This window comes from Streptomyces sp. AV19 (genome assembly GCF_015999245.1).
GTDB lineage: Bacteria > Actinomycetota > Actinomycetes > Streptomycetales > Streptomycetaceae > Streptomyces.
Genome location: NZ_JAEAMR010000007.1, coordinates 253,955 through 280,119, shown reverse-complemented (window position 1 = coordinate 280,119; position 26,165 = coordinate 253,955). Strand labels below are relative to the sequence as shown.

Genomic DNA, 26,165 nt, shown 5'->3' with positions numbered 1-26,165 from the left:
CGCCGACACCCCGCCGACCCCGCCCCGGCCGTCCGCACCCCACGCGCGGACGCACCGGACGCGGCCCTCGGACCGACCCGCCCGTGCTGCCGCGGACGGCGCCCAGCCGGGCGCTAGGCTCGCGCCCGTACCAAGCCGGACGCACCGACACGGGAGACATTCACGCCATGGCCAAGAAGCGCCGCCCCCAGACCAAGGCCGCCGCACCGCGGCCCGGCGACGGCCCGATCCCCGTCGTCGGCGCCCGCGAGCCCTGCCCGTGCGGCTCCGGCCGGCGCTACAAGGCGTGCCACGGCCACGCGGCGGCGAACGCCGCGACCGAGCTGGTGCAGCGGCCGTTCGAGGGGCTGTCGGGCGAGGCCGACTGGGTCGCGCTGCGCGAGCTGGTCCCCGCCGCGACCGTGGAGCTCCACCTCAAGGGCGGCCTCCCCGAGGGCGTGCCCTCGGTGACACTGGCCACCGTGCTGCCCATGGCCTGGCCCGCGCTGCGCCGCGACAACGGCGCGGTCCTGCTGGGCCTGCAGAACGACACCGCGACCGGCGACATCAGCCGCGATCTGGCCGACACCCTCCGGCGGGCCCTGGCCGCCGAGCCCGGCACCCCGGTCGCCGCCGAGCGCACCGCCGCGGACGGCCCCCGGCTCCAGGACCTGCTGGACCCGGCCGCTCCGTTCGAGCCCGCCGTCCACACGGGCTTCGAGTTCTGGGTCGAGAACGCCGAGAACGCCACCGGCGAGGTCGCCGCCTCCCTGGAGCGCGCCAACGCCGCCGCGATCCCGACCGTCCGCCTGGCCTCCGTCGAGGGCGCGTACTGGTGCGAGGTGCCCGAGAAGAACCACCTGCGCTGGGTGATGACCCACCCCGAGGAGCAGTTGCTCGACGCGCTCGCCCGGCTGCACGCGGCCGGCGAGTCCTCGCTCGGCGAGGGCACCCGCCTCGTCGGGTCGTTCCGGGCGCACGGGCTCACCGTCCCGGTGTGGGACCTGCCCGGCACCGTGCGCGCCGCGGACGTCGAGAAGCCGGCCGCGACCTTCGCGGAGCGACTGGCCGGGGCGCTCGCCTCGCAGACGCCCCTGACGGCCGACGAGCGGCGGGCGCGCAACGGTCTCACCAGCCGTCAGGTGACGCTGAACTGACCGGTGCCGCACCCCTCCGGGCGGCGGCGGAGGCTCTCGTTCCGGTGATCCGGAACGACCCCCTCGCGTGACTCCTGTCACAACTCCCGCTGTCGGCCCGGAAATCGGCGTCCGGAAATCCACGATCGAATTTGCGAACCGCCGATCTCTTGTTACCGTTCTAGGAGCCCGGTCGCTGGTGCATCCCCCGTCGCCAGCGATCGGGCGTTTCCATGCCCGGACGCCGGAAGGCTTCCGCGGATTCCTCCCGGCCCGCCGCGTACGGCGCCCCGGGGACCCCCTGCCGCCGCCTCCCCGTCCTGCGCAGGCCGAGGCCACGACGTTTCTCCGGCCCCGCGCCCGGGCCCGCCCACGGGCCACGGCCGGACCGCGCGGACGGAGCCGTTCCGGGTGTCCGGCGCTAATCCTCGGTGAGGTCCGGCGAGTTGCTGCCGGAGCGGAGGAGCAGATTCCCCTCGGCCGAGGCGATCTCCGCGACCGCCGTATACGCGCCATGTCCGCGCAGCGTCCGCCGCCGGGGCGTCTCACAGGCGTCGGGGGCGTCGGTGGCCTCCATCGGACACTGCACCTGGAGCGACCTGCCGTCCGGGGACATCAGCGTCAGCACGCCCGCCAACGGGCCGTCCGTGCCGTTGCGGTAGTACGTCCGGGCCCAGGTCTCCTCGCCCTCCGTCAGGACGCAGGTCTGGGCCTCCAGGCCCTCGGGGGAGTCGAGTTCGGGGCCGCACTGGGCGGCATCGCGGGGCTCCTCCGGCGCACCGGACACGGAGGGCGCGGACGGGGCGCCCACGCCGAGGAGGCCGGCCGGCTCGTCCGTCGAGGGCGAGGAGGCGAGGGAGGGCACCGCGGCGGGCACGGCACCGCCCCCGCCGGGCCTCCGTTCCTTGCCGTCCGGCCAGGCCTTGGCACGGCCGGCCACCGCCGCCGGACCGGCCGTCGCGGCCGCCAGGGGCAGCACGACGGCGAGCGCCACCACACCGGCGAGCACCACCATCCGGAGACTGGCTGCACGTTGCTGGGACACGCCGGGCACACCGGACGCACGCTCCATGGGACCACCTGCGACTCGCCGCGGACACTGGCATTTCACGGGACGGCATAAGGGCCCACCCCGCCCGGACCGACGGCGTCCACAGGCGCCCGGTCGAAACCCGCCGGAGAGCCCGGCGTTCGACCAGCACGGCATCCGACGCAGGCCCGCACCCGAACATAGCGGCCGGCACCCCGTCCTCCCGGCCCTTCCACACCCGATTCCCGCAGTTCTCGGCGCGGCTTACACCCGTAAGAGTGAGAGCGCGTGCGTCTCCCGTCCGTACGCGCTCCCACGGGCGGCCGCGCCCGGCGATCCGTGCGGGCCGCGGGGCGTCAGTGCGCCAGCCTGCTCCCGCCGCCCTGCGTGCCGGTGGCCGCGCTCTGCTCGACCAGGACGTCGACGAGCGACGCCACGTCCGGGAGCCAGGGCCGGGCGTCCGGCGAACCGGCGGACGGACGCGGCGCGCGCGACCGCCCGGACGCCGGCACGGCGGGCTGCGGCGCCCGCTCCCAGCGGGCCCGGCCGGGGCCCGTGGCCGACGGCGGCAGGACGACGTACCCGCCGTCGCCGTGGAAGCGCAGCGAGCCCGGCACCCACTCCTGGCGGTGCAGCAGTTCGCCGAGGACCTCCAGCGAGTACGGCGCGACCAGGAGCGTCCAGCGGGCCGGGGTGGCGACCACGGGGCCGAGGCGCACGCCCGACAGGTCGAGGGCCGCCAGGGCGCGTGCCCCGGCGACGGCGGGCAGGCTCACGGCACAGGCCGCGCGCCCGCCGGTGGCCAGGACGACGGGCGCCTCGGGCCGGTTGGTCCACCACCAGCGGACCATCCGGGCGTCCGTGGTGGCCGCCAGCAGCCCCGGGTCGAAGGGGTGGGCACCGGGGGCCGCGCAGTCGGGGTGGGCGCAGCCGCACTCGCGCACGCGGCCGATGCCGGGCCGCAGGCCCACACCGGGGAGCACGGGCCACTTCCACTCCGTCGCGTAGGTGAGGGCCGCGGTGACCACCGCGGACCGGCCGGACCGCCGGAGCGAGAGCTTGCGTCGCCTTCCGAGGATCTCGCGCATGAGCGCTCGTTCCTTTCCGTGAACGCCGAGGGTGGCCCCGGCCGGAGCCGGGGGCCGTGATGGCACTGCACTTCTTTGCAGGTCACTTCGTTGCAGGTCGCGGCGCTGTGGGTGACAGCACCGCGATGTCGCACTACATGGCACTACGGGCACCGCGTGGCGCGGCACTCAACGCGCCGCCGCCCTTCATGGTCGACGCACCACATGGATCACAGGTCACTGCGCGTACAACGCAGCGCATCACGCCTGGGGCCGAGCGTGAAACATGGCGGAGGGTGGCGCACGCATGGCGCTTGGTGCTGGGGCCGGTATGCCCCTCGCCCACGGCATGGGTTCCCCCACACCGTTCGGGGACGGACACGGCCGTTGCCGGGTAAGACGCCCGGCCCCGCTGCCGGGTTCCGGGGCGCCCCCAACTGCCCCTGTCCTTCCTCGAGTACGTACCCACCGCGGTGGCGGTGACGCGCTGTCGAGCTACGCCAGTCGACCGCAAGAGGGTGGGCACGGCACTATTTTCCGGCCAACTTCAAAACCCCTCAGACACCATCATTCCCATTGGTCCAATGCTGGACATTGCCTCACTGGGGCGTGTACATGTGGAGGCCCCCATAGCACGCACCACGACAGGGGGTTCGCCGTGCTATTTCCTGCCACGCACAGGCCGATGGGCTGGTCGGACGGACTCGCCGAAGTCTCCCCCGGCCCCCGGCGCACGGGCCGCCGGAGCGTCCCCGTCCCGCCTCCCCGGAGCGGACGTCCATGAACGCCCCCCATCTCCCGAAAGTGGCCGGAATCGATCCTCCTGTTCCTGCCCCGACCCTGTCTTCTGCTTCTGCCGCGGCCTCCGGAACCTCCGATTCCCCTGCTCCCACGGGCACTTCCGGCCCCACGGACCCCTCCGATGCGGACTCCCCCTCCACCCCCACGACCCACTCCGGCCTCCAGGCTCCCCACCTCCTCGTCCAGGACCGCCTCGCCCGTTGGGTCTCCGACCTCACGTCGCTCCAGGAACTCACCGAGCGACTCTCCCGCACCACGACCCTCGAAGATTCCCTCCACGAACTCCTGCGTGCGGGCGCCACTCTCGTCGGCGCCGGCCGGGGCCTCGTCACCCTGCATCCCGTCGACGACTCCGGCCGGGCGCTGACCGTCGCCCTCGGGCTCGGCCCCGCCGACCTCGGCCACCTCGAGACCATCCCGCACGGAACGGCGCCCTCCGCCCCGTCCCGCCCGTACGTGGGACTCCTGGAGGACCTGCCCCCCGTCGGCGCCCGTTCCGGAACGGCCCGCCCCGACATCCCCGCCGAGGAGGACCTCGGCCCCCGCCACCGCGAGGTCGCCTCCCGGCTCGGCTACGCCGCCAGCTACGCCGTACCGCTGGACGCGGCGGCCTCCGCCGGCGCGGCGGCCCGCCGGATCGGCGCGGCCGTCTGGCTCTACGACGAACCGGCCGAGCCCGACGAACGGCGTCGCCACCTGGCCTGCCTCTACGCCGCCCACGCCGCCGAGCACCTGGCCCGGCTGCTGGAGCTGGACCGTGCCCGCGAGGCCCTCGCCACCCTCCGCGAGGAGCTGCTGCCCACCCGGCTGCCCCACGTCCCGGGCGTACGGCTCGCGGTCCGCCACCGCACCGGGCCGCACGGCGGCGGGGACTGGTACGACGCGCTGCCGCTGCCCGAGGGCGCGCTGGGCCTGGCCGTCGGCGGAATCACCGGCTCCGGTCCGGGTGCCGTCGCCGCGACGGGCCGGCTGCGGGCCTCCCTGCGGGCCTACGCGGTGATGGAGGGCGAGGATCCGGTCGCCGTCCTGTCCGACCTCGAACTGCTCCTGCGGCTCACCGAGCCCACCCGTTCCGCCACCGCCCTCTTCGCCTACTGCGAACCGGCAGCCCGGAAGGTCGTCCTCGCGGCGGCCGGGCACTGCTCGCCGCTGATCATCGGCGACCACCGCACCGAGTACGTGGACACCTCGCTCTCGGCCCCGCTCAACATGCTCACCTGCTGGGAAGCGCCCAGCGTGGAGATCGAGCCGGCTCCGGGCGAAACGCTCCTCCTCTACAGCGACGGCCTGCTGCACCGCACCGGTGACGCGATGGACCGCGCCTTCGCCCGGCTGCACGCCGCGGCGGCCGGCGTGCCCCGGGAGGCCCGCCGCGACCCGGAGGCCGTGGCCGACCACGTCCTGCGCGCCGTGCTGCCGGACGACGAGGACGGGGCGGAGGGCCCGGACGGGACCGGCGAGGACGTCGTCCTGCTGGTCGCACACTTCGAGTGACGGGCCCCGGCCCCGGACCTACGGCCCTTCTCGGCCGCGTACGGCCGCACCTACGATGGAATGCGGCCCCGTCCGAGGAGGAAAGCATGACCGACCAGCCCGCGCCCGAGAACCCCGAAGGTGACGAGCCGATCAAGCAGCGGAAGAACGGCCTCTACCCCGCCGTCTCCGACGAGCTTGCCGAGAACATGAAGAGCGGCTGGGCGGACACCGAGCTGCGCGACCTGCGGCCCATACCCCAGGCCCAGGAGACCGCGCGGCGCCGCGCCGAACTCTCGGCGCGTTTCCCCGGCGAGCGGCTGGTGATCCCTGCGGGCAACCTCAAGACCCGCTCGAACGACACCGAGTACGCCTTCCGCGCCTCGACCGAGTACGCGTACCTGACCGGCGACCAGACGCAGGACGGCGTCCTGGTCCTGGAGCCCGCCGGTGACGGCCACGAGGCCACGCTCCACCTGCTGCCCCGGTCCGACCGGGAGAACGGCGAGTTCTGGCTCGACGGCATGGGCGAGCTCTGGGTGGGCCGCCGCAACAGCCTCACCGAGGCCGAGCGGCTCTACGGGATGCCCTGCGCGGACGTCCGCGAGCTGGCCGCCGCCCTGGCGCAGGCCACCGGTCCGGTCCGCGTCGTCCGCGGGCACGACGCGGGCGTCGAGGCGGCCCTGACCGACAAGGTCACCGCCGAGCGCGACGAGGAACTGCGGATCTTCGTCAGCGAACAGCGCCTCGTGAAGGACGCGTTCGAGATCGGCGAGCTGCAGAAGGCCGTGGACTCCACCGTCCGCGGCTTCGAGGACGTCGTGAAGGTGCTCGACAAGGCCGAGGCCACCTCCGAGCGCTACATCGAGGGCACCTTCTTCCTCCGCGCCCGGGTCGAGGGCAACGACATCGGCTACGGCTCGATCTGCGCCGCCGGCCCGCACGCCACCACCCTGCACTGGGTCCGCAACGACGGCCCGGTCCGCTCCGGCGAACTGCTGCTGCTCGACGCGGGCGTGGAGACCCACACCCTCTACACCGCCGACGTCACGCGCACGCTGCCCGTCAACGGCCGGTACGACGAGCTCCAGCGCAAGATCTACGACGCGGTGTACGAGGCCCAGGAGGCGGGCATCGCCGCGGTCAAGCCGGGTGCGAAGTTCCGCGACTTCCACGACGCCTCGCAGCGCGTCCTGGCGGAGAAGCTGGTCGAGTGGGGTCTGGTGGAGGGCCCGGTCGAGCGCGTGATCGAGCTCGGCCTCCAGCGCCGCTGGACCCTGCACGGCACGGGCCACATGCTCGGCATGGACGTCCACGACTGCGCCGTCGCCCGCACGGAGGCGTACGTGGACGGCGTTCTGGAGCCCGGCATGGTGCTGACCGTCGAGCCCGGCCTCTACTTCCAGGCCGACGACCTGACCGTGCCCGAGGAGTACCGCGGCATCGGCGTCCGCATCGAGGACGACATCCTGGTCACCGAGGACGGCAACCGCAACCTCTCCGCGGGCCTGCCGCGGACGTCCGCGGACGTCGAGGCGTGGATGGCCGGCCTCAAGGGCTGACCTCGGGCTTTTCCTCCAGGATTCGGCTTCGGGAATTCGGCTTGCGGAAGGGGCCGCAGGGACCGGTGCGGTCCCTGCGGCCCCTTCCTTTTCAGTCTTCCCTTTCAATCCCGCCTGGAGAGCGGCCTGTTCACAGGGCGAACAGCGCGCCGCTCGCGACCCTGGTGTCCCGCAGCGGCCGCAGGGCGAGCCGCATCAGGACGAGGGCGTTGTCGTCCCCGGCGATGCGGTTGGCGCTGAGTTCACCGCAGGTCAGGCACTGGTGGACGATCAGCCATTCGCCGTCCGGGCGTACGGACATGCTCAGCGCCTCCATGCGGCCCCGGCAGGACGCGGCGCGGTCGCCGGGGACCCGACGGTCGACGTGGCGGCTGGCCAGGCAGTTGGGGCAGTGGTTGCGATGAGCGGTGCCCGGCGCGTCGGGGGAGACGTCCAGACCGCAGCCGACGCACCGGAAGGCGTTCGTCCGGTGGCCGCCGCGGCCGTGGAGGACGTCCTTGCGGCGCTGCGGCCGCCGGGGCCGGTGCGGAGTGTTTTTGCGTCGTGCCATGGCCCGGCCCCTCACAGGTCCCCGAACACTTCGAGGGGGAAGGGGGGTTGGGCCAGCGGGCGCACCGCCATGCGCATCAGGATGAGCTGGTTGTCGTCCGCGCAGACGGGGTTGGACGTCAGCTCGTCACAGCGCACGCAGCGGTGGATGACCATCCAACTGCCGTCGCGCAGAACCGCGATGGAGATCGGGGCCATCCGCGCGTGACAGTCGGACGGACCGCCTTCGACGTGGTCGACGACGTGGCACGAGTGCAGACACGACGGGCAGTGGTTGCGGCGGCTTCCGTCGGCCGCGTGCGCGGAGACGGTCAGACCACAGCGCACGCAGGTGAACGTGCTGGTCTTCAGGATGTTGTGGGAGTGGGACACCCAGGGGCTCCTTGCCGGAAGGTTCTCGATGGCAGCGGGAGTCGGCCGAGCGGCCTCGGGGCACCGGGCTTCGCGTTCCGGTCCTCCGCTCGCCGCAACGGGGCGGCGGGGGGAGCGGCTGTTACGCGGTGCGGGCGGGCGCGCTCGGCGCCGGCCGGGTCGTCGACATGAACACCTGTCCCGGGTCGGGCGGGCCGGCGGGCCCGCGAGGAAAAGCCCAGAGGTCCGGAGTCCTGCAGGGCCTGGAGCATCGCCAACGTAGCAGCGGCCCGGACCCGGCTGCCATCGATTTCCCGGGCCCGGCAGAAGTAAAAGCAACGCAGGTCGCATTAACCCTTGCGAGGGGAGGGCGTCGCATGCCATGCTTTCCTCTAACGCGACAGAGGTTGCATTACTTCCTGTTCACCTGCCCTGGAAGGAGCCCCCCATGGCCGCCACCACGATCCCCGACCCCACTGTTCTGCACCCGCTCACCGGCCACGACCGGGTCGTGCTGCTGCGGTCGCTGGTCTCGGACCCCCGCATCGAGGTGGGCGAGTACACGTACTACGACGACCCGGACGGGGCAGAGGAGTTCGAGCGCCGCAACGTGCTCTACGCCTACGGCCCGGAGCGGCTGGTGATCGGCAAGTACTGCGCCATCGCCGCCGGTACACGCTTCATGATGCCGGGCGCCGCGCACCCCACGATGGGCGTTTCCACCTTCCCGTTCACCATGTTCGGCGGCTCCTGGGCCGAGCGGACCCTCGACCTCGTCACGGACCTGCCCAGTCGCGGTGACACCGTGATCGGCAACGACGTCTGGATCGGCTACCAGTCGCTGATCATGCCCGGGGTCCGGATCGGCGACGGGGCCGTGATCGCGGCGGGCTCGGTGGTGACCGGTGACGTCGAGCCCTGCACGATCGTCGGCGGCAACCCGGCCCGGCCGATACGCCGGCGCTTCGACGACGCCGACGTCGAAAGGCTCCTCCGCGCGGCCTGGTGGGACTGGCCCGTGGAGCTGGTCACCGAGCACGTGCGCACGATCATGGCCGGGCGCCCGGCGGAGATCGAGCGGATCGCCGAGGAGTTCGCGGAGCGGAAGGCGGCGTGAAGGACGCGCACGGCCGCTCCCCTCACCTGCCCGCCCGGGCGACCAGCCGCGCCGCCAAGTCGCGGACCGCACCGCGCAGTTCGTCCGGGGTGCGGATGGTGAACGGGAGGTCGAGACCGGCGAGGAACCTGGCCATGCCGTCCAGGCTCTCGGCCCGGGTGCGCAGCAGGACGCCGCCGGCCGTCGCGGTGAGGGTGGCGATCGAGGGCGGGACGCGGTCGCGGGCGTCCTCGAGGGTGGCCTCCAGGACGACCTCCACCTCGTGGGCGTACGGCACCGACGCCAGGGAGCCGAGGACGTGCCGCACCGGATCGACGTCGGCGGGCGGCTCGAAGGAGGCGGTGCCCGGCTCGACGGACAGCATCCGGTCGACCCGGAAGGTGCGGGTCTCGCCGCTGCGGTGGTCGTGACCGGTGACGTACCAGCGGCCCGAGTGGAAGACCAGCCCGTACGGATCCAACTCCCGTTCGCTGTCAGCACCTCGCCAGGATCGGTAGCGCATGCGGACACGGCGTCGTTCCCTCGTGGCCTCGGCCAGGGTCAGCACGGCGTCGGCGGCCGGCCGGGTGCCCTCACGGGCCTCCAGGGTGAATTCCAGGGTCTCCCGCAGCGCCTGGACCCGGTCCCGCAGGCCGGCGGGCAGGACGCGCTGGACCTTGGCCAGGGCGCTCTCGGCGGCCTCGCCCGGCAGCCCCAGCCGGCGCCCGGCGAGCAGTCCGAGCACGACCGCGACGGCCTCGTCGCCGGTGAGCATCAGGGGAGGCAGTTTGTAACCGGGCATCAGCCGGTACCCGCCGTAGCGGCCGCGCTCCGCTTCGACGGGGATGCCCAGCTCGGCCAGCCTGGTCGCGTACCGGCGGACGGTGCGCTCGTCCACGCCGAGCCGCCGGGCGAGTTCGGCCCCTCCCAGGCGATGGTGGGACTGCAGGAGCTCCAGCATGACCAGCACCCTGGTCATGGGGTGTGACACAGGCCACCTCATCAATCGACGGTCAATCCGGGCGGGTTCTGTCCGGTATCGGACCTAGTGTCGGCGAAGCGACGGCGGCGGACCCGTCGGCGGCAGCGGAAAGGTGCGGAGAGACATGGCCACGATCGTTCTGGTTCCCGGATTCTGGCTCGGCGCGTGGGCGTGGGAGGAGGTCGCCCGGCCCCTGCGCGAGGCGGGGCACGACGTCCACCCGCTCACACTGACCGGGCTCGCCGAGCGGGCCGGCGAAGCGGGTCCCGGCGTGGATGTGGAGACCCACGTCGCCGACATCGTGCGGACCCTGGAGGAGAAGGACCTGCGCGAGGTGGTGCTCGTCGGGCACAGCGGGGCGAACCTGCCCGTCACCGGCGCCGCCGACCGGGTGCCGGAGCGCGTCGCCCGCGTCGTCTACGTGGACAGCGGCCCGCTGCCCGGCGGCATGGCGCTGATCGACTTCCAGGGTCCTGAGGCGGCGGAGGAGCAGCGTGCGCGGATCGCCCGGGAGGGTGCGGGGTGGCAGGTTCCGGTGCCCCCGTTCGACCCGGCCGACGAACCGGAGAACCTGGCCGGGCTGAGCGAGGAGCAACTGATACGGATGCGCGAGCGGTGCACCCCTCAGCCGGCCGGCTGTGCCACCCGGCCCCTCGACCGCCCGGAGGCGCTTCCCGGCCTTCCCCGCTCGGTGATCGCCTGCACCTTCACCCCGGAGCTGGTGCACGCGCTCGCCGAGGGCGGGAACCCGGCCTTCTCCGCGATGGCCGGTGTGGAGCTGCACCACCTGCCCACCGGGCACTGGCCGATGTTCTCCCGCCCGTCGGATCTGGCCGCACTGCTGGACGAGATCGTGGCCGGGGCGGCGGACTCCCGGCCGGTTACCGGGGGCTGACGGCCCGGGCTCCGGTCATGAGGCCCTGAGTCACGAGGCCCTGCGTCACGAGGCCCTGAGGAGGGCCGCGTCCTCGCGCCACTTGAGGATCTTGTCGAAGGTGACCACGGCGCCCTGCCGGCCCGGGCGGTTGCGGACGTGGACGTTGTCCGTCAGGGATTCGATCAGAAAGAGGCCCCGCCCGTGTTCGTCATGGGCGGGGGCCGGGGGCCGCGTCTCCAGGCGGCGGGCTGTGCGGCGGCGTTCGCGCAGTGGCGCGGGGCCGGTGAAGCCGGGGCCGGAATCGGTGACCTCGATGCGACAGGTGTCGCCGTCGATCCGGGCCGTCACCCGGTAGCCGGTGGAGGAGTCACCGCCGTGCTCCACGGCGTTCGCACACGCCTCGCTGAGGGCGACCGCCAGGTCGTAGGCCGTCTCGGGGTCGACCCCGGCCGTCTCCATCGCGCCGACCAGCAGCCGCCGGGCGAGCGGAACGCTCGCAGCCTCGCGCCGCAAGTGGAGTGACCACCAAATGCTCATGCTCAGCCTCCTGGCCGCGGCTCGACATATCGATACCTATAGCCACGCGCGACAGGTGGTAAGCCTGCCGGGCGTGTGAGTCCGCTCATTCGGCGGACGCGGCGGGAGGGCGCATTGGGGTATGCGGAGCACCCTGCCGTAGGGAAGGGGTAAGTCCGGTGGGATGATGACGCAGCCATGCCTCACCCCGTCGCGCGCGCCGGCGCCGATCTGCGACTGATCCGGGCCGCGGTGTTCACCGCGGTCTGCGTTCTGCTGTCCGCGGGCGGGCATGCGCTGGCCTCCTGCGCACCGGTGCCGCTGTGGACGCTGGCGGCGGGGTTCGCGACGGTGTTCGCCCTGACGGCACCGCTGGCCGGGCGGGAGCGCTCGCTGCCGGGGATAGCGGCCTGCCTGGCCGCGGGGCAGATGGCGTTGCACGCCCTGTTCGCCCTGGGGCAGCGCGGGCCCGAGGCGGCCCCCCGCTCGGGGCATGACGGTCCACTGGTCAGCTTCGCGGGCCGGCTGCTCTGCAACCAGCGGCCCCCGGCCTCCCCGGCCGAGGCGCGCCGGATCATCCTGGACGCCGGTCTCGACCCGTCCGCCACGCACCCGGCGGCGGCCGCGCCCGCACCCGTCGAGAGCTTTTCGCACGCCCTCGTCCCCTCGTTGCCGATGCTGCTCGGTCACCTGCTCGCGGCCCTGGTCCTGGGCTGGCTGCTGCGGCGCGGCGAGGCGGCGCTGTGGCGGGTGGTGCTGCTGTCGGCGCAGTCGGCCCGCGCGGTCGGCGAGGCGGCGTTCGTCCGGGCGCTGCGCGCCGCGCTGACGTTCGTCCGCGCGTTCCTCACGGGGACGGACGACGGGCCGGACGCTCCCGTGCGCCGTACGCACCGGGACGACGAGCGCCCGGCACGCGAGCCCGAGCTCCAGCACTCCGTGATCAGGCGGGGTCCCCCGCGCTTCGCCCTCGCGGCCTGAGCACACGACGCACCCCGGCACCACGGCGGGAGGGCGATCGTGGCACGGCCGCACGCGCGCCACCTCTTCCGCCTCCTCCTGCCCAGGGAGTGTTTCCGCATGAACATCGACACCACCACGCGCACCCGCACCCGTCTTCCGCGCCGTCTGGCCGTCGTCGGCACCGCCGCCGCGAGCGGCGTCCTGCTGCTGGCCGGCCCCGCCCTCGCGCACGTGAGCGTGCAGCCGGGCACCGCCGAGAAGGGCGGCTACAGCACCGTCTCCATCAAGGTGCCGAACGAGAAGGACAACGCCTCGACGGTCAAGCTCGAGCTCTCCCTCGACCCCAGGCACCCACTCGTCTCCGTGATGCCACAGGCGGTACCGGGCTGGGACGTGAAGGTCGAGAAGACCAAGCTCGACAAGCCCGTCCAGATGCACGGCAAGACCATCGACGAGGCCGTCAGCAAGGTGACCTGGACCGGCGGGAAGATCGAGCCGGGCCAGTTCCAGCAGTTCCCGCTGTCGGTGGGCCAACTGCCCACCGACACCGACGAACTGGTCTTCAAGGCCCTCCAGACCTACTCCGACGACGACGTCGTGCGCTGGATCGACCCGTCCAAGCCCGGCGGCGAGGAGCCCGAGCACCCCGCCCCCGTGCTGAAGCTCGTCGACAAGGCGGACGCCAAGAACGGCAAGGAGGCCAAGGCCCAGGCCGCCGCCTCCGAGGCCCGGGACGGCGGCTCGTCCGACGGCTCCGACACCACCGCGCGGACCCTCGGCATCGTGGGCATCGTCGTCGGCGCGGCGGGCATCGCCTTCGGCGTCTTCGCCGGGCGCCGTCGCACCGCAGCCTGACGCACGGACCGGCCGGGCCGGCGGGCCCGTCCCAGGACGGACCGCCGGTCCCGCACCATCGACCCATCCCTTTGGAGAAGCACTCCATGCGCACCAAGACCGCGAGCGCGGTGCTGGCCCTCGCCGCCGCGCTCACCCTGACGGCCTGCGGCGGATCCGGCGACAAGGCGGAGGACAAGCCGGCCGCCGACGTCTCCGCCGAGCCCAGGAAGACCCCCATCACCCTCGACACGCCCAAGGCCAAGCCCGACCTGGTCCTCAAGGACACCGGCGGCAAGACCTACGAGCTGGTCAAGGAGACCAAGGGCCGTCCGGTCCTGCTCTACTTCGGCTACACCTACTGCCCCGACGTCTGCTCCACGGTGGTCGCCGACATGGCCGCCGCCGAGAAGAAGCTGCCCAAGGCCGAGCAGGAGAAGCTGCAGATCGTCTTCGTCACCACGGACCCCGACCGGGACACTCCCGAGCGGATGCGCAAGTGGCTCGACGCCCAGGGTGGGCAGGACATCGTCGGCCTGACCGGCTCGTTCGACACCGTCCAGGCCGCGGCCAAGCCGCTCGGGATCCTGGTGGAGAAGCCCAAGAAGGAGAAGGACGGCTCCATCACCGTCAGCCACGGCGCCCAGGTCGTCGGGTTCTCGCCCAAGGACGACAAGGGCCACTGGCTCTACACCGCCGAAACCACCGCCGACCAGTACGCCAAGGGTCTCCCGGAGATCGTCAAGGGGGAGAACCCGTGATGCGCCCCGTAAAGATGAACCGCGCGACCGCCGCCACCGCCACCGCCCTGCCGCTGCTGCTCGCCGGCACCCTCGTCCTCGTGACCGGCTGCGACTCCGGTTCCAAGGACAAGCCCGAGCTGTCGGTCAGCGGCGCCTACCTGCCGCAGCCCGCCATGGCGGACATGGCCGCCGCCTACTTCACCGTCAAGAACGACGGCGGCAAGGCCGACCAGCTCACCAAGGTCACCACCCCGCTCTCCGGCGACGTCACCCTCCACACCACCGAGGGCTCGAAGATGAAGCACGCCGCGAAGCTGGACGTCCCGGCCAACGGCACGCTCTCCCTCTCCCGGGGCGGCAACCACCTGATGCTCGGCAAGCTGGACCACAAGCCCAAGGTGGGCGAGAAGGTCGAGTTCACCCTGCACTTCGCCACCTCCGCGCCGGTGAAGGTCCAGGTCCCGGTGGAGAGCGCGTCCTTCCGCCCCAAGGACTGACGTCGCATGAGGACCCCGACCGCCGGGCGGCTCGCGGCCCTGCTGGGCACGCTGGCCGCCGCGCTGCTGTGCGTGCTGACGGCCGGCGCGGGCACCGCGTCGGCGCACGCCGCGCTCACCGCCACCGACCCCCGCCAGGGTTCGGTGGTGCCCACCGCGCCCGCCCGGATCGAGCTGACCTTCTCCGAAGGGGTGCTGCTCGGCGCCGACTCGGTCCGCGTGCTCGACCCGAAGGGCACCCGCGTCGACGCCGGGAAGCCCGTCCACACGGACGGGCGCTCCGAGACGGCCGCCGTCGCGCTGCGCCCCGGGATCGCCGACGGCACGTACACGGTGGCCTGGCAGGCCGTCTCGGCGGACAGCCACCCGGTGGCCGGGGCCTTCACCTTCTCCGTCGGCGCCCCGTCGAGGACCACGGCCGAAGTGGCGGTCGCCGGGACGGACCCGGTGGTCGGGACGCTCTACGACATCGCCCGGTACGCGGCGTACGCCGGGTTCGCCCTGCTCGTCGGCGGCTGTGTCTTCGCCGGCGCGTGCCGGGCGGCGCGTCCCGTGCAGAAACTCGCGGTCGGCGGCTGGATCACACTGTTCGTGTCCACCGCCGTGCTGTTGCTGCTGCGCGGCGCCTACACCGGCGGCAAGGGGCCGGGCTCCGTCCTCGACCTCGCGCTGCTCGGTGACGCACTGTCCACCAAGCCGGGCGCGGCCATGCTGACACGGCTGCTCCTGCTGAGCGCGGCGGCGGTCTTCCTGGCCCTGCTGTTCGGCTCGTACACCCGCGAGGGCGCCCCGCCGCTGCGCGACCGCCCCTCCGTCGCCTGCGGACTGGCCGCCGGCGGCACCGTCGTCGCCGCCGGACTCGCGGCGACCTGGGCGGCGGCCGAGCACGCCAGCCAGGGCGTCCAGCCCTGGCTCGCCATGCCCGTCGACGTGGCGCACCTGCTGGCCGTCGGGGTGTGGCTGGGCGGTCTCGCCGCCCTGCTCGCCGCGCTCCGGGCGGACGACGCCCTGCCGCGCGAGGCGGTGCGGCGGTTCTCCCGGCTGGCGTTCGGGGCCGTGTGCGTCCTGGTGGTCACCGGGCTCTACCAGTCCTGGCGGCAGGTCGGCAGCTGGTCCGCGCTCACCGGCACGGACTACGGGCGCTGGCTGCTCGTCAAGGTCGCGCTGGTGGCCGCGATGGTCGCGTCCGCCGTGTTCTCGCGGCGGTGGACGGCCCGGCTCGCCGACGGCGTCCGGCCGTCCGGCCCCCGGACCGGGACGCCCGCCGCGAGGACCGCCGACTCCCCCGAGCGCGCCGCCCAGCTCGCCCGGCAGCGGGCCGCCGTCGCCAAGGCGGCCGGCAAGCGGAGGCGGGACGCGGACCCCGGCCGCTCCGGACTGCGCCGCTCGGTCCTGACCGAGGCCGCCGTCGCCGTCGTCCTGCTCGCCGTCACCACCGTCCTCACCACCACCCAGCCCGGCCGCGCCGAGGCCGGACAGGAGCGTGCCGGGCGGACGGGCGGCAGCTCGGCACCCGCGAGGACGGGCCCGGCCGTGGTCACCGTCGCCTACGACACCGGGGGAACGGGCGGCCGCGGCACCGCCCGGATCACCCTCGGCCCCGGCCGCTCCGGCGCCAACACCGTCGACGTCGCGCTCACGGACCCCGCCGGCAAGCCCGTCGACGTCCCCGAAGCGGCGGTGTCGTTCACCGAGAAGGAGAAGAGCGTCGGCCCGCTGCGCGTCCCCCTGGAACGCGTGTCCGCGGGGCGGCTGCGCGCCTCCGGCTTCCAGCTGCCCATGGCGGGGCGGTGGCAGCTCACCCTGACCGTACGGACCTCCGAGATCGACCAGGTCACCGAGATCGAAAACGTAGACATCCATGACTGAGACATCCGGCAAGGCGAACAAGACGAAGCAGACCGCGCACGACTCCGCCCTCTCCAGACGCCGGCTGCTCGGTACCGCCGGCGCCGTGGGCGCGGGCGGCCTCCTCGCGGGCGGGGTGGCCGGGGCGGCCGGCGCCACGGTGGCTCGCGACGGCAAGGCGCCGCTGTCCGGCGTCGGCTCCGCGTCACTGCCCTTCCACGGCACGCACCAGGCGGGCATCGCCGATCCCGCCCAGGCCCACGGCCACCTGCTGGCCTTCGACCTCGCCCCGGGCGCCGACCGCAAGGCCGCCGCCGCGCTGCTGCGCCGCTGGTCGGCGACGGCCGCCGAGCTGGCGGCGGGCCGGGCGCCCAAGGGCGACGACACCGGGATCGCGCTGGACGCCGGCCCGTCCTCGCTGACCGTCACCTTCGGCTTCGGCCGCACCTTCTTCGACCGGACCGGTCTGACGGCCAAGCGCCCGGCCAGGCTCGAACCGCTGCCCGCCTTCACCCAGGACGCGCTCGACCCCAAGCACAGCGACGGCGACCTGTGGGTGCAGATCGGCGCGGACGACGCGTTCGTCGCCTTCCACGCGCTGCGCCTGATCCAGCGGCAGGCCGCCGACTCGGCCCGGCTGCGCTGGCAGATGAACGGCTTCAACCGCGCGCCCGGGGCCACCGAGCAGCCGATGACCGGGCGCAACCTGATGGGCCAGATCGACGGCACCAACAACCCCAAGCCCTCGGCCCCCGACTTCGACGAACGGATCTTCGTCCCCGGGGACCACGGGGGCGCGGACGCCTGGATGGCGGGCGGCTCCTTCGCCGTCGTGCGCCGCATCCGGATGCTGCTCGACACCTGGGACCACCTGTCGCCGGAGCGGCAGGAGAGGGTGATAGGCCGCCGCAAGTCGGACGGCGCGCCCCTGTCCGGCGGTACGGAGACGACACCGGTCGACCTGGACAAGGTCAACCCCGACGGCACGCTGGCCATCGCGGGCGACGCCCACATCCGCGTCGCGGCGCCCGAGTCCAACCGGGGCGCGACGATGCTGCGGCGCGCCTACTCGTACCACGACGGTTTCCGCGACGACGGCGCCCCGGACGCGGGGCTGCTGTTCATCGCCTGGCAGGCGGACCCCATGCGGGGCTTCGTGCCGGTGCAGCGGAAGCTAGACCGGGGGGACGGGCTCTCGCGCTTCCTGCGGCACGAGGCGAGCGGGCTGTTCGCGGTGCCGGGCGGATGTGCGGAAGGGGAGTACGTGGGACAGCGGTTGCTGGAGGGGTGAGTTCGCCCCGGCCCCGCAGCCTGTGTCAGTGACCCCAAGTATCGTGGCAGCGCCACCAGGTGATCGATCCGGAGGAATCCTCGTGATGTCGGCCAGCCGCTACGCCTATCTCGGCCCCGAGGGGACCTTCACCGAGGCCGCCCTGCGCACCCTCCCGGAGGCGGCCACCCGCGAGCTCGTCCCGATGGTCTCCGTCCCCGCGGCGCTCGACGCCGTGCGGGGCGGGGAGGCGGCGGCCGCGCTGGTGCCGATCGAGAACTCGGTCGAGGGCGGCGTCACCGCGACACTCGACGAACTCGCCACCGGCGCACCGCTGATGATCTACCGCGAGGTGCTGCTGAGGATCGCCTTCGCGCTGCTCGTCCGGCCGGGGACGCGGCTGTCCGGCATCAAGACGGTGACCGGGCACCCCGTGGCGCAGCCCCAGGTGCGCAAGTGGCTGGCCGCCCATCTCCCGGACGCGCAGTGGGAGTCGGCGGCGTCCAACGCGGACGGCGCGCGGCTGGTGCGCGACGGCCGCTACGACGCCGCGTTCGCCGGGGAGTTCGCGGCACCGACGTACGGGCTGGAGCCGCTGGTCACGGACATCCACGACGCGCGGAACGCGGAGACCCGCTTCGTCCTGGCGGGACGGCCCGCGCGGCCCGCGGCGCGGACGGGCGCGGACCGGACGTCCCTGGTGGTCTGGCTCCGCGACGACCACCCGGGCGCGCTGATGGAGCTGCTCCAGGAGTTCTCCGCGCGCGGGGTCAACCTGACGTGGATCGAGTCGCGGCCCACGGGCGAGGGCATGGGCCGCTACTGCTTCTCGATCGACTGCGAGGGGCACATCGGCGACCGCCGGGTGGCCGAGACCCTGATGGGACTCAAGCGGACCTGCCCGAACGTGCGGTTCCTGGGCTCGTACCCGCGCGCGGCCGCCGGGCAGGACGTGGTGCCGGAGACGGCGGTGCGGCCGGGGACGGCGGACGCCGACTACGTGGCGGCGGCGGAGTGGCTGGCGCGCTGCCAGGACGGCCGGGCCTGACGCCGGAGGGGCGCGGGCCGGTTCTCCACAGGGTTATCCACAGCCCTGGGCCATTCTGGGGATAAGTCGATAGAACGAGGCGTCCGGATGGGTTACGAAACGGTCAACGTCGACAAATCTCTCTAGCAATCCACCGAGTCATCCACAGCCCCGCCCACCGCCCGCGGCGGCCGTCCAGGACCCGACCGTCACCCCAAACGCCTCGAACAACCCTTTAGTGAGGATGATCTCCACCCGAAAGAGCGCCCACGCGAGGTTTATCCGTTAGAGCGCCGTCAAAGGACGGTCGATAACGAAAACAAGTGGAAGATCTGGTTCCGACATCCACAGATTTCCCACACACCCTGTGGACAAAGAAGCGGAAGCGATGCTTCCTGTGGACAACCGCCCGGGCCAACTCCGGCCTTCCATAAGGCGACTCGAAGGCCCCGGAAAGCCGCATCTCGGCCGATAACGCCGCTTCGCCCGCATTCGTCACTTTCGTGCAACGCTTTCGGAAGACGACCTTTTCCGCGCATCCCGAGAATGTCCCGGTGCACCAAAAGATCATTACAGAACGGGACAAACCCCACCGAAGGGGAATATCGCGTCGAGTGATCGCAGCACACAACGGTAGCCTGGTGGGGTGATTGACCTTCGCCTGCTTCGTGAGGACCCCGACCGTGTGCGCGCCTCCCAGCGCGCCCGTGGAGAGGACGTCGACCTGGTCGACGCGCTGCTCTCCGCCGACGAGCGGCGCAGGTCGTCCGGCGTCCGCTTCGACGAGCTCCGCGCCGAGCAGAAGGCGCTCGGCAAGCTCATCCCCAAGGCCACCGGCGACGAGAAGGCCGGGCTGCTGAAGAAGGCCGGCGAGCTGTCCGCCGCCGTCAAGGCCGCCGACGCCGAGCAGGACGAGGCCGCGGCGGAGGCCCAGCGCCTCCTGCTGAGCATCGGCAACATCGTCCACCCCGACGTGCCGCGCGGCGGCGAGGACGACTTCGCCGTCCTGGAGACCGTCGGCACCCCCCGCGACTTCGCCGCCGAGGGCTTCGCGCCCAAGGACCACCTGGAGCTCGGCCAGCTCCTCGGCGCCATCGACGTCGAGCGCGGCGCCAAGGTCTCCGGCTCGCGCTTCTACTACCTGACGGGCGTCGGCGCGCTCCTGGAGCTCGCCCTCGTCAACGCGGCGATCGCCCAGGCCACCGCAGCCGGCTTCACCCCGATGCTCACCCCCGCGCTGGTCAAGCCGCGCGCCATGGAGGGCACCGGCTTTCTCGGCCAGGCCGCGCAGGACGTCTACCACCTGGAGAAGGACGACTTCTACCTGGTCGGCACGTCCGAGGTGCCCCTCGCGGCGTACCACATGGACGAGATCATCGACGCCTCGCAGCTCCCGCTGCGGTACGCCGGTTTCTCCCCGTGCTTCCGCCGCGAGGCCGGCACCTACGGCAAGGACACCCGCGGCATCTTCCGCGTCCACCAGTTCGACAAGGTCGAGATGTTCTCGTACATCGCGCCGGAGGACGCCGAGGCCGAGCACAAGCGGCTCCTGGACTGGGAGAAGCAGTGGCTGAGCAGCCTGGAGCTGCCCTTCCAGGTGATCGACACGGCCACCGGTGACCTGGGCGCCTCCGCCTCCCGCAAGTTCGACTGCGAGGCGTGGATCCCGACCCAGGGCAAGTACCGCGAGCTGACCTCGACCTCCAACTGCGACGAGTTCCAGGCCCGCCGCCTGTCCGTCCGGATGCGCGACGGCAAGAACGTCCGCCCGCTGGCCACGCTCAACGGCACGCTGTGCGCGGTGCCGCGCACCATCGTCGCGCTGCTGGAGAACCACCAGCAGGCCGACGGTTCGGTCCGGGTCCCCGAGGTGCTCCGGCCCTACCTGGGCGGCCGCGAGGTCCTGGAGCCGGCCGCCAAGTGACCGCCACCCCGCCGCCGTACCGCCTGGTCGCGACGGACCTCGACGGGACGCTGCTGCGCTCCGACGAGACCGTCTCCGAGCGCACCCGCGCCGCCCTGGCCCTCGCCGGGGCGGCGGGCGCCGCGCACATCGTCGTCACCGGCCGCCCGGTGGCCTGGTCGAAGCACATACTCGACGCGCTGGACTACCGGGGCCTCGCGGTGTGCGGGCAGGGCGCGCAGGTCTACCACGCGGGCGAGCACCGGCTGCTGACGTCGGTGACACTCGACCGGAAGCTGGCCGCGCTCGCCGTCGCCAAGATCGAGGCGGAGACCGGCCCGCTGCACCTGGCCGCCTCCCGCGACGGCCTGGACGGCGAGCTGCTCGTCACCCCCGGCTACCGGTTCCAGGAGGGGCCGCGCCCGCCCGTCCCGGTCACGGACCGGTCCGAGCTGTGGGCGGAGCCGCTCAACAAGCTCTACCTCCAGCACGCCGAGCTGGACGACGACGCCCTCGCGCAGGCCGCGCGGGCGGCCGCCGGCGGCCTGGTCGACGTGACGATGGCGGGCGCCGGCATCGTCGAGCTCCTTCCGCTCGGGCTGAGCAAGGCCACCGGCCTCTCGCTGGCCGCGCGCCGGCTCGGGGTGAAGGCCGCCGACACGATCGCCTTCGGCGACATGCCCAACGACGTCCCGATGTTCGCCTGGGCGGGCCACGGCGTCGCCATGGCCAACGCCCACGAGGAGCTCAGGGCCGTCGCCGACGAGGTCACCGCCTCGAACGACGAGGACGGCATCGCCATGGTCATCGAGCGGCTCTTCGCCTGAGCGCGCCGAAGTCCCAGGGCCGCAGGCCGCGCACCAGCGGCCCGCAGCCCAGGCCGACGAGCACCGCGATGGCGTGCCCGACGTCGGTGAACCGCACCCCGGCCAGCAGCGGCATCGTGAAGAAGAGGACCAGCCCGGCCAGCCAGGGCCAGCGCCAGGGCCGCGGGATCCGGTAGCTCAGCAGCCCGGCGGCCGCGGCCAGCCCGTACGAGACGCCGATGTCGACCACGTGCTTCATGGCCTGCGGCGCCCTGTGGTGCTCGATGGCCAGCAGCAGCAGCTCCTGGCTGATCAGTGTCGCCGCGACGTGCGCCACGCCGACCGTGAACAGCCAGCGCAGGGTGCCGGCCCAGCGCTCCACATTGGCGTGGACGAGCTCGAAGAGCACGGCGTAGAGCAGGAACGAGACGGGGCTCTCGATCCAGAAGCCGCTGATGAGCAGCGACTGGAACGGGTGCTTGGTGAGCTCGTGGATGTTGCTGCTGGTGCGGTGGAGGAGGAAGGTCTCCAGCCCCTCGCTGGCCGCGGCGATCACCAGGCTGGTGATGCCGATGACGAGCAGCCAGATGTGCGTACCGGGGGACGAACGGACCCAGGACCTGACCGGGGCGGCCCACCGCGCGTACCGGCGTTCCATCATTCGACGGTAACGGAGACCGGCCCGCCGGGCCTTCGAGGGCCGAGCGGATCGGGCGAAGTCCGCTGCGGTTCGGCAGCGGACTTCGCCCGGAGGGGCGCGGGCCCCTTTCGCCGTGCGGCTCCGCCCCGGGGGCGCGCCCCGCCCCCCCCGCGCCCCCCCCCGCCCGCGCCCCCGCCCGGCCCGTCCCCCGGCGCCCCCCAGGCCGCGGCCCGGCGCGCCGACCGGCGCGGCGGGTCCCGCGGCCCGTCCGCCGTGGGAAGGCTCCTCGCCCCGGCCGCGGCCGGGCACGGAGGAACTGCTGCGTGGTGCGGCACGGCGGCCGGACGTCGGCTGCTGCGCCGCGCGCCGGGCCGCGGCTCGTCCGCCGCCCTGCGAACGCGGCGGCTTGCGACGATGCTCGCTCATCGAACGACTACTTCCTCGGGCAGGCGCTATCGCCTGGAAGCGGCAGGTGGCTTGCGTTCCCCCCGGTGCGCGAACCGGTCCCCTGAACGGCCGGGCGCACTGCATCCGGGACGAGGACGCCCCCCGGCGTCACCCGGTTCCCAGTGGTCTGCATGGCGCACAGACTACGCACGGTCAAATCCCGACTACTCTGGATGTTCACTCCAATTCAGGCCGCCGGTGTCCCACGAACCGGTGATGTGACCTCGTTCACCGTTCCCCCTCTTGTCGACTCAGGACCCGAGCCCTATCGTCTGGATGTATCGAGTCGATACATCAGCTCGGTACATCAGCTCGGAATAAGGGACCAGTAAAGACGCGGGAGCAAAGGACTAGGCTGTGGGGGACAAGGAGGCGAAACATGAGCAGACGCTCCGGCATCCTCGAGTTCGCCGTCCTCGGCCTGCTCCGCGAATCCCCGATGCACGGCTACGAGCTGCGGAAACGACTGAACACCTCACTCGGTGTGTTCAGGGCGTTCAGCTACGGCACCCTCTACCCCTGCCTGAAGTCCCTCGTGGCGAACGGCTGGCTGGTGGAGGAGCCCGGGAGCGCTCCCGAGGACGCCAAGGCGGCCTCACTGGCCGGGCGGCGCGCGAAGATCGTCTACCGCCTGACGGCGGAGGGGAAAGAGCACTTCGAGAAGTTGCTCGCGCACACGGGCCCGGACGCGTGGGAGGACGAGCACTTCGCCGCCCGCTTCGCGTTCTTCGGGCAGACCTCGCGGGACGTACGGATGCGCGTGCTGGAAGGCCGCCGCAGCCGGCTGGAGGAGCGTCTGGAGAAGATGCGCGCCTCCCTGGCCCGTACCCGGGAACGGCTGGACGACTACACCCTCGAGCTTCAGCGGCACGGCATGGAGTCCGTGGAGCGCGAGGTCCGCTGGCTGAACGAGCTGATCGAGAGCGAACGGGCCGGGCGTGACAGACGCGCCGGTCCGGACCAGTGAGCCCTGCACTCAGCAGGGCTTCGTCGAGAACGAACAGGGAGCAACCGGAATGGGTTCGGTTCGCGTAGCCATCGTCGGCGTGGGCAACTGCGCCGCCTCGCTGGTGCAGGGCGTCGAGTACTACAAGGACGCCGACCCGAACGGCCGCGTGCCGGGTCTGATGCACGTGCAGTTCGGCGACTACCACGTGCGGGACATCGACTTCGTGGCGGCTTTCGACGTGGACGCCAAGAAGGTCGGGCTCGACCTCGCCGACGCCATCGGCGCCAGCGAGAACAACACGATCAAGATCTGCGACGTGCCCTCGTCCGGCGTCACCGTCCAGCGCGGCCACACCCTCGACGGCCTCGGCATGTACTACCGCCAGACCATCGAGGAGTCCGCCGAGGCCCCGGTCGACGTCGTCCAGATCCTCAAGGACCGTCAGGTCGACGTGCTCGTCTGCTACCTGCCGGTGGGCTCCGAGGACGCCGCCAAGTACTACGCGCAGTGCGCCATCGACGCCAAGGTCGCCTTCGTCAACGCCCTCCCGGTCTTCATCGCCGGCACCAAGGAGTGGGCCGACAAGTTCGCCGAGGCCGGTGTGCCGATCGTCGGCGACGACATCAAGTCGCAGGTCGGCGCCACCATCACGCACCGCGTGATGGCCAAGCTCTTCGAGGACCGGGGCGTCGTCCTGGACCGCACCATGCAGCTGAACGTCGGCGGCAACATGGACTTCAAGAACATGCTCGAGCGCGAGCGCCTGGAGTCCAAGAAGATCTCCAAGACACAGGCCGTCACCTCGCAGATCCCCGACCGCGACCTGGGCGAGAAGAACGTCCACATCGGTCCCTCGGACTACGTGGCCTGGCTGGACGACCGCAAGTGGGCCTACGTCCGTCTCGAGGGCCGCGCCTTCGGCGACGTCCCGCTGAACCTGGAGTACAAGCTCGAGGTCTGGGACTCCCCGAACTCCGCCGGTGTCATCATCGACGCCCTGCGCGCCGCGAAGATCGCCAAGGACCGCGGCATCGGTGGCCCGATCCTCTCCGCCTCCTCGTACTTCATGAAGTCGCCGCCCGTGCAGTACTTCGACGACCAGGCCCGCGAGAACGTCGAGAAGTTCATCAAGGGCGAGGTCGAGCGCTGAGCGCTTCACCACGTCGATCGCAGGCCCCCGGGACCGAGTCGTCAGGCTCTTGACCCCCGGGGGCCTGTCGCGTGTGTGAAGCTGACCGCATGCCCGTCGTGCGTGATCTTCGCGTCCTGCTCCAACTGCGCGATTTCCGCCGCCTGCTGACCGTGCGCCTGCTCTCCCAGGGCGCCGACGGGGTCTACCAGGTCGCACTCGCCGCCCACGTCATCTTCTCCCCCGAGAAGCAGACCTCCGCCGCGGCCATCGCCTCGGCCATGGCCGTCCTGCTGCTCCCGTACTCCCTGCTGGGCCCCTTCGCCGGAGTGCTCCTGGACCGCTGGCGCCGCCGCCAGGTGCTGCTGTACGGCAACCTGCTGCGCGCCGTCCTGGCCGTCGGCACCGCCCTGCTCATCCTCGCCGCGGCGCCCGACTGGCTCTTCTACGTTTCCGCACTGTCCGTCACCGCCGTCAACCGCTTCGTCCTCGCCGGACTCTCGGCCTCCCTGCCGCACGTCGTGGACAGTCCGGAGCGTCTGGTGATGGCCAACGCCCTCTCCCCGACCGCCGGCACGCTCGCCGCCACCGCGGGCGGAGGCGTGGCCTTCGCGGTACGCCTCGCCGCCCCGGCCGGGGCCGTCTCCGACACCCTCGTCGTCCTCGTCGGCGCCGCCCTCTACCTCTGCGCCGGGGCTGCCGCACTGCGCATCCTCGTCACGCTGCTGGGCCCCGGCGCCATGGCCACCCGGGCCTCGCTGCGCACGGCCCTGACCGTGACGGTACGCGGACTGACGGCCGGCCTGCGGCACCTGGCCCATCGGCGGGACGCTGTACGTGCGCTGGCGGCGATGACGCTGATGCGCTTCTGCTACGGCGCGCTGACGGTGACTCTGCTGATGCTCTGCCGGTACGCCTGGACCGACAGCGACTCGGCCGGGCTGGCCCTGCTCGGACTCGCCGTCGGCGTCTCGGGGGCCGGGTTCTTCGCGGCGGCGGTGGTCACCCCATGGGCGGTCGGCAGGTTCGGGCGACTGGGGTGGATCGTGGTCTGCGCCGCCGCGGCGGCCGTCCTCGAACCCGCACTGGGCCTGCCCTTCGCCCCCACCCCGATGCTGGTCGCCGCCTTCGTGCTGGGGCTGATCACCCAGGGCGCCAAGATCTCCACGGACACGGTGGTGCAGGCGACGGTGGACGACGCCTTCCGCGGCCGGGTGTTCTCGCTCTACGACGTCCTGTTCAACGCCGCCTTCGTGGGCGCGGCAGGCGTGGCCGCACTGATGCTGCCGCACGACGGTCGGTCGGTCACCCTGATCGTCACCGTCGCGGTGCTCTACGCGGTGACGGCGGCCGCGCTGGCGGCCGGGGGGCCAGTTTCACGTGAAACATCGCCGTCCGAAACGTCGCCGTCCGACGACGGCGCACGTTTCACGTGAAACACCGCTCGGCCACACTCAGTCCTGCTGGGCCGCCCACCAGCGCTTCAGCTCGGCGACGGCCTCGTCCTGCTCCATCGGGCCGTTCTCCAGCCGGAGTTCGAGCATGTGCCGGTAGGCCTGGCCGACCTGGGGGCCGGGGCCGATGTCCAGGATGCGCATGATCTCGTTGCCGTCGAGGTCCGGGCGGATCGCGTCCAGCTCCTCCTTCTCCTGGAGGTCGGCGATGCGCTGCTCCAGGCCGTCGTAGGCGTCGG

Annotated in this window: 24 protein-coding genes and 1 pseudogene; 17 read left to right on the top strand and 8 right to left on the bottom strand. The window is 72.7% G+C overall.

Annotation, left to right across the window (positions count from 1 at the left end; translation table 11 throughout):
* The first annotated feature begins 167 nt into the window (after positions 1 to 167).
* Positions 168 to 1,136, top strand: coding sequence for a DUF5926 family protein (locus tag I5Q34_RS10860; RefSeq protein ID WP_199891996.1), 969 nt, complete (start codon positions 168 to 170; stop codon positions 1,134 to 1,136).
* A 400-nt stretch (positions 1,137 to 1,536) separates the two neighbouring features.
* Here the strand turns inward: I5Q34_RS10860 and I5Q34_RS10855 are convergent, their stop codons facing one another.
* Together I5Q34_RS10855 and I5Q34_RS10850 are read right to left on the bottom strand one after the other, a co-directional pair.
* Positions 1,537 to 2,187, bottom strand: coding sequence for a hypothetical protein (locus tag I5Q34_RS10855; RefSeq protein ID WP_199891995.1), 651 nt, complete (start codon positions 2,185 to 2,187; stop codon positions 1,537 to 1,539).
* Between the two features lie 314 nt (positions 2,188 to 2,501).
* Positions 2,502 to 3,233 (bottom strand): bifunctional DNA primase/polymerase, encoded by a 732-nt coding sequence (locus I5Q34_RS10850; RefSeq protein WP_199891994.1) that lies wholly within the window; start codon positions 3,231 to 3,233, stop codon positions 2,502 to 2,504.
* 759 nt (positions 3,234 to 3,992) lie between these two features.
* Between I5Q34_RS10850 and I5Q34_RS10845 the strand changes: the two genes are divergently transcribed.
* Both I5Q34_RS10845 and I5Q34_RS10840 read left to right on the top strand, forming a co-directional pair.
* Positions 3,993 to 5,507 (top strand): PP2C family protein-serine/threonine phosphatase, encoded by a 1,515-nt coding sequence (locus tag I5Q34_RS10845; RefSeq protein ID WP_199891993.1) that lies wholly within the window; start codon positions 3,993 to 3,995, stop codon positions 5,505 to 5,507.
* Between the two features lie 86 nt (positions 5,508 to 5,593).
* Entirely contained in the window at positions 5,594 to 7,048 is a 1,455-nt protein-coding gene (locus I5Q34_RS10840; RefSeq protein WP_199891992.1) for an aminopeptidase P family protein, read from the top strand.
* Positions 7,049 to 7,178: 130 nt separating this feature from the next.
* Here the strand turns inward: I5Q34_RS10840 and I5Q34_RS10835 are convergent, their stop codons facing one another.
* Positions 7,179 to 7,598, bottom strand: coding sequence for an RNHCP domain-containing protein (locus tag I5Q34_RS10835; protein WP_199891991.1), 420 nt, complete (start codon positions 7,596 to 7,598; stop codon positions 7,179 to 7,181).
* An 11-nt stretch (positions 7,599 to 7,609) separates the two neighbouring features.
* A complete protein-coding gene (locus I5Q34_RS10830; RefSeq protein WP_199891990.1) occupies positions 7,610 to 7,969 on the bottom strand; it encodes an RNHCP domain-containing protein in 360 nt (119 codons plus the stop codon).
* Between the two features lie 427 nt (positions 7,970 to 8,396).
* Here I5Q34_RS10830 and I5Q34_RS10825 point away from each other — a divergent pair, with 427 nt between their 5' ends.
* On the top strand, positions 8,397 to 9,065 hold the full coding sequence (locus I5Q34_RS10825; RefSeq protein ID WP_199891989.1) for a CatB-related O-acetyltransferase: 669 nt from the start codon (positions 8,397 to 8,399) through the stop codon (positions 9,063 to 9,065).
* Between the two features lie 22 nt (positions 9,066 to 9,087).
* Here I5Q34_RS10825 and I5Q34_RS10820 read toward each other — a convergent pair whose 3' ends face one another.
* The gene (locus I5Q34_RS10820) at positions 9,088 to 10,005 is read right to left on the bottom strand and encodes a YafY family protein (protein WP_234428712.1); all 918 of its coding nucleotides are present in this window, start codon (positions 10,003 to 10,005) and stop codon (positions 9,088 to 9,090) included.
* A gap of 145 nt (positions 10,006 to 10,150) precedes the next feature.
* Here I5Q34_RS10820 and I5Q34_RS10815 point away from each other — a divergent pair, with 145 nt between their 5' ends.
* On the top strand, positions 10,151 to 10,921 hold the full coding sequence (locus tag I5Q34_RS10815) for an alpha/beta fold hydrolase (RefSeq protein WP_199891987.1): 771 nt from the start codon (positions 10,151 to 10,153) through the stop codon (positions 10,919 to 10,921).
* A 45-nt stretch (positions 10,922 to 10,966) separates the two neighbouring features.
* On the opposite strand, the gene I5Q34_RS10805 is transcribed toward I5Q34_RS10815, so the two are convergent.
* Positions 10,967 to 11,440 carry an ATP-binding protein gene (locus I5Q34_RS10805; RefSeq protein WP_199891985.1) on the bottom strand — a complete coding sequence of 158 codons (474 nt, stop codon included), beginning with the start codon at positions 11,438 to 11,440 and terminating at the stop codon, positions 10,967 to 10,969.
* A 177-nt stretch (positions 11,441 to 11,617) separates the two neighbouring features.
* Between I5Q34_RS10805 and I5Q34_RS10800 the strand changes: the two genes are divergently transcribed.
* From I5Q34_RS10800 to I5Q34_RS10760, 9 genes are all read left to right on the top strand, one after another.
* On the top strand, positions 11,618 to 12,397 hold the full coding sequence (locus tag I5Q34_RS10800; RefSeq protein WP_199891984.1) for a hypothetical protein: 780 nt from the start codon (positions 11,618 to 11,620) through the stop codon (positions 12,395 to 12,397).
* Positions 12,398 to 12,496: 99 nt separating this feature from the next.
* Entirely contained in the window at positions 12,497 to 13,234 is a 738-nt protein-coding gene (locus tag I5Q34_RS10795; RefSeq protein WP_199891983.1) for a YcnI family protein, read from the top strand.
* A gap of 86 nt (positions 13,235 to 13,320) precedes the next feature.
* Positions 13,321 to 13,974 (top strand): SCO family protein, encoded by a 654-nt coding sequence (locus I5Q34_RS10790; protein WP_199891982.1) that lies wholly within the window; start codon positions 13,321 to 13,323, stop codon positions 13,972 to 13,974.
* Complete coding sequence (locus tag I5Q34_RS10785) at positions 13,974 to 14,453, top strand: copper chaperone PCu(A)C (RefSeq protein ID WP_234428834.1); 480 nt, start codon at positions 13,974 to 13,976, stop codon at positions 14,451 to 14,453. The genes I5Q34_RS10790 and I5Q34_RS10785 overlap by 1 nt, the downstream gene beginning before the upstream one ends.
* 6 nt (positions 14,454 to 14,459) lie before the next feature.
* The gene (locus I5Q34_RS10780; RefSeq protein ID WP_199891981.1) at positions 14,460 to 16,322 is read left to right on the top strand and encodes a copper resistance protein CopC; all 1,863 of its coding nucleotides are present in this window, start codon (positions 14,460 to 14,462) and stop codon (positions 16,320 to 16,322) included.
* Entirely contained in the window at positions 16,315 to 17,592 is a 1,278-nt protein-coding gene (gene efeB / locus I5Q34_RS10775) for an iron uptake transporter deferrochelatase/peroxidase subunit (RefSeq protein ID WP_199891980.1), read from the top strand. The genes I5Q34_RS10780 and efeB overlap by 8 nt, the downstream gene beginning before the upstream one ends.
* Positions 17,593 to 17,677: 85 nt before the next feature.
* A complete protein-coding gene (pheA, locus tag I5Q34_RS10770; RefSeq protein ID WP_199891979.1) occupies positions 17,678 to 18,619 on the top strand; it encodes a prephenate dehydratase in 942 nt (313 codons plus the stop codon).
* Between the two features lie 625 nt (positions 18,620 to 19,244).
* Entirely contained in the window at positions 19,245 to 20,522 is a 1,278-nt protein-coding gene (gene serS, locus I5Q34_RS10765; protein WP_199891978.1) for a serine--tRNA ligase, read from the top strand.
* Positions 20,519 to 21,328: an HAD family hydrolase gene (locus I5Q34_RS10760; protein WP_199891977.1), complete on the top strand. Its 810-nt coding sequence runs from the start codon at positions 20,519 to 20,521 to the stop codon at positions 21,326 to 21,328. The genes serS and I5Q34_RS10760 overlap by 4 nt, the downstream gene beginning before the upstream one ends.
* On the opposite strand, the gene I5Q34_RS10755 is transcribed toward I5Q34_RS10760, so the two are convergent.
* The gene (locus I5Q34_RS10755; RefSeq protein WP_234428711.1) at positions 21,306 to 21,965 is read right to left on the bottom strand and encodes a rhomboid-like protein; all 660 of its coding nucleotides are present in this window, start codon (positions 21,963 to 21,965) and stop codon (positions 21,306 to 21,308) included. The two genes, I5Q34_RS10760 and I5Q34_RS10755, sit on opposite strands and share 23 nt — an antisense overlap.
* A gap of 808 nt (positions 21,966 to 22,773) precedes the next feature.
* Between I5Q34_RS10755 and I5Q34_RS10750 the strand changes: the two genes are divergently transcribed.
* The 3 genes from I5Q34_RS10750 (at position 22,774) to I5Q34_RS10740 (ending at position 25,908) form a co-directional block, all read left to right on the top strand.
* A complete protein-coding gene (locus tag I5Q34_RS10750; protein ID WP_199891975.1) occupies positions 22,774 to 23,361 on the top strand; it encodes a PadR family transcriptional regulator in 588 nt (195 codons plus the stop codon).
* A gap of 49 nt (positions 23,362 to 23,410) precedes the next feature.
* On the top strand, positions 23,411 to 24,493 hold the full coding sequence (locus tag I5Q34_RS10745; RefSeq protein WP_199891974.1) for an inositol-3-phosphate synthase: 1,083 nt from the start codon (positions 23,411 to 23,413) through the stop codon (positions 24,491 to 24,493).
* 89 nt (positions 24,494 to 24,582) lie between these two features.
* On the top strand, positions 24,583 to 25,908 hold the full coding sequence (locus I5Q34_RS10740; protein ID WP_199891973.1) for an MFS transporter: 1,326 nt from the start codon (positions 24,583 to 24,585) through the stop codon (positions 25,906 to 25,908).
* 18 nt (positions 25,909 to 25,926) lie between these two features.
* On the opposite strand, the pseudogene I5Q34_RS10735 reads toward I5Q34_RS10740, so the two are convergent.
* Positions 25,927 to 26,165: pseudogene (locus I5Q34_RS10735) on the bottom strand (CCA tRNA nucleotidyltransferase); the annotation flags it as partial.

What these genes read in the sequence shown, in the direction of transcription:
- I5Q34_RS10825 (WP_199891989.1), top strand. Translation starts at nt 8,397, where the DNA reads ATGGCCGCCACCACGATCCCCGACCCCACTGTTCTGCACCCGCTCACC.
- I5Q34_RS10795 (WP_199891983.1), top strand. Translation starts at nt 12,497, where the DNA reads ATGAACATCGACACCACCACGCGCACCCGCACCCGTCTTCCGCGCCGT.
- I5Q34_RS10805 (WP_199891985.1), bottom strand. Translation starts at nt 11,440, where the DNA reads ATGAGCATTTGGTGGTCACTCCACTTGCGGCGCGAGGCTGCGAGCGTT.
- I5Q34_RS10855 (WP_199891995.1), bottom strand. Translation starts at nt 2,187, where the DNA reads ATGGAGCGTGCGTCCGGTGTGCCCGGCGTGTCCCAGCAACGTGCAGCC.
- I5Q34_RS10785 (WP_234428834.1), top strand. Translation starts at nt 13,974, where the DNA reads ATGCGCCCCGTAAAGATGAACCGCGCGACCGCCGCCACCGCCACCGCC.
- I5Q34_RS10860 (WP_199891996.1), top strand. Translation starts at nt 168, where the DNA reads ATGGCCAAGAAGCGCCGCCCCCAGACCAAGGCCGCCGCACCGCGGCCC.
- I5Q34_RS10835 (WP_199891991.1), bottom strand. Translation starts at nt 7,598, where the DNA reads ATGGCACGACGCAAAAACACTCCGCACCGGCCCCGGCGGCCGCAGCGC.
- I5Q34_RS10845 (WP_199891993.1), top strand. Translation starts at nt 3,993, where the DNA reads ATGAACGCCCCCCATCTCCCGAAAGTGGCCGGAATCGATCCTCCTGTT.
- pheA (WP_199891979.1), top strand. Translation starts at nt 17,678, where the DNA reads ATGTCGGCCAGCCGCTACGCCTATCTCGGCCCCGAGGGGACCTTCACC.
- I5Q34_RS10740 (WP_199891973.1), top strand. Translation starts at nt 24,583, where the DNA reads ATGCCCGTCGTGCGTGATCTTCGCGTCCTGCTCCAACTGCGCGATTTC.
- I5Q34_RS10815 (WP_199891987.1), top strand. Translation starts at nt 10,151, where the DNA reads ATGGCCACGATCGTTCTGGTTCCCGGATTCTGGCTCGGCGCGTGGGCG.
- I5Q34_RS10850 (WP_199891994.1), bottom strand. Translation starts at nt 3,233, where the DNA reads ATGCGCGAGATCCTCGGAAGGCGACGCAAGCTCTCGCTCCGGCGGTCC.
- I5Q34_RS10780 (WP_199891981.1), top strand. Translation starts at nt 14,460, where the DNA reads ATGAGGACCCCGACCGCCGGGCGGCTCGCGGCCCTGCTGGGCACGCTG.
- efeB (WP_199891980.1), top strand. Translation starts at nt 16,315, where the DNA reads ATGACTGAGACATCCGGCAAGGCGAACAAGACGAAGCAGACCGCGCAC.
- I5Q34_RS10820 (WP_234428712.1), bottom strand. Translation starts at nt 10,005, where the DNA reads ATGCTGGAGCTCCTGCAGTCCCACCATCGCCTGGGAGGGGCCGAACTC.
- I5Q34_RS10790 (WP_199891982.1), top strand. Translation starts at nt 13,321, where the DNA reads ATGCGCACCAAGACCGCGAGCGCGGTGCTGGCCCTCGCCGCCGCGCTC.
- I5Q34_RS10840 (WP_199891992.1), top strand. Translation starts at nt 5,594, where the DNA reads ATGACCGACCAGCCCGCGCCCGAGAACCCCGAAGGTGACGAGCCGATC.
- I5Q34_RS10745 (WP_199891974.1), top strand. Translation starts at nt 23,411, where the DNA reads ATGGGTTCGGTTCGCGTAGCCATCGTCGGCGTGGGCAACTGCGCCGCC.
- I5Q34_RS10800 (WP_199891984.1), top strand. Translation starts at nt 11,618, where the DNA reads ATGCCTCACCCCGTCGCGCGCGCCGGCGCCGATCTGCGACTGATCCGG.
- I5Q34_RS10755 (WP_234428711.1), bottom strand. Translation starts at nt 21,965, where the DNA reads ATGGAACGCCGGTACGCGCGGTGGGCCGCCCCGGTCAGGTCCTGGGTC.
- I5Q34_RS10750 (WP_199891975.1), top strand. Translation starts at nt 22,774, where the DNA reads ATGAGCAGACGCTCCGGCATCCTCGAGTTCGCCGTCCTCGGCCTGCTC.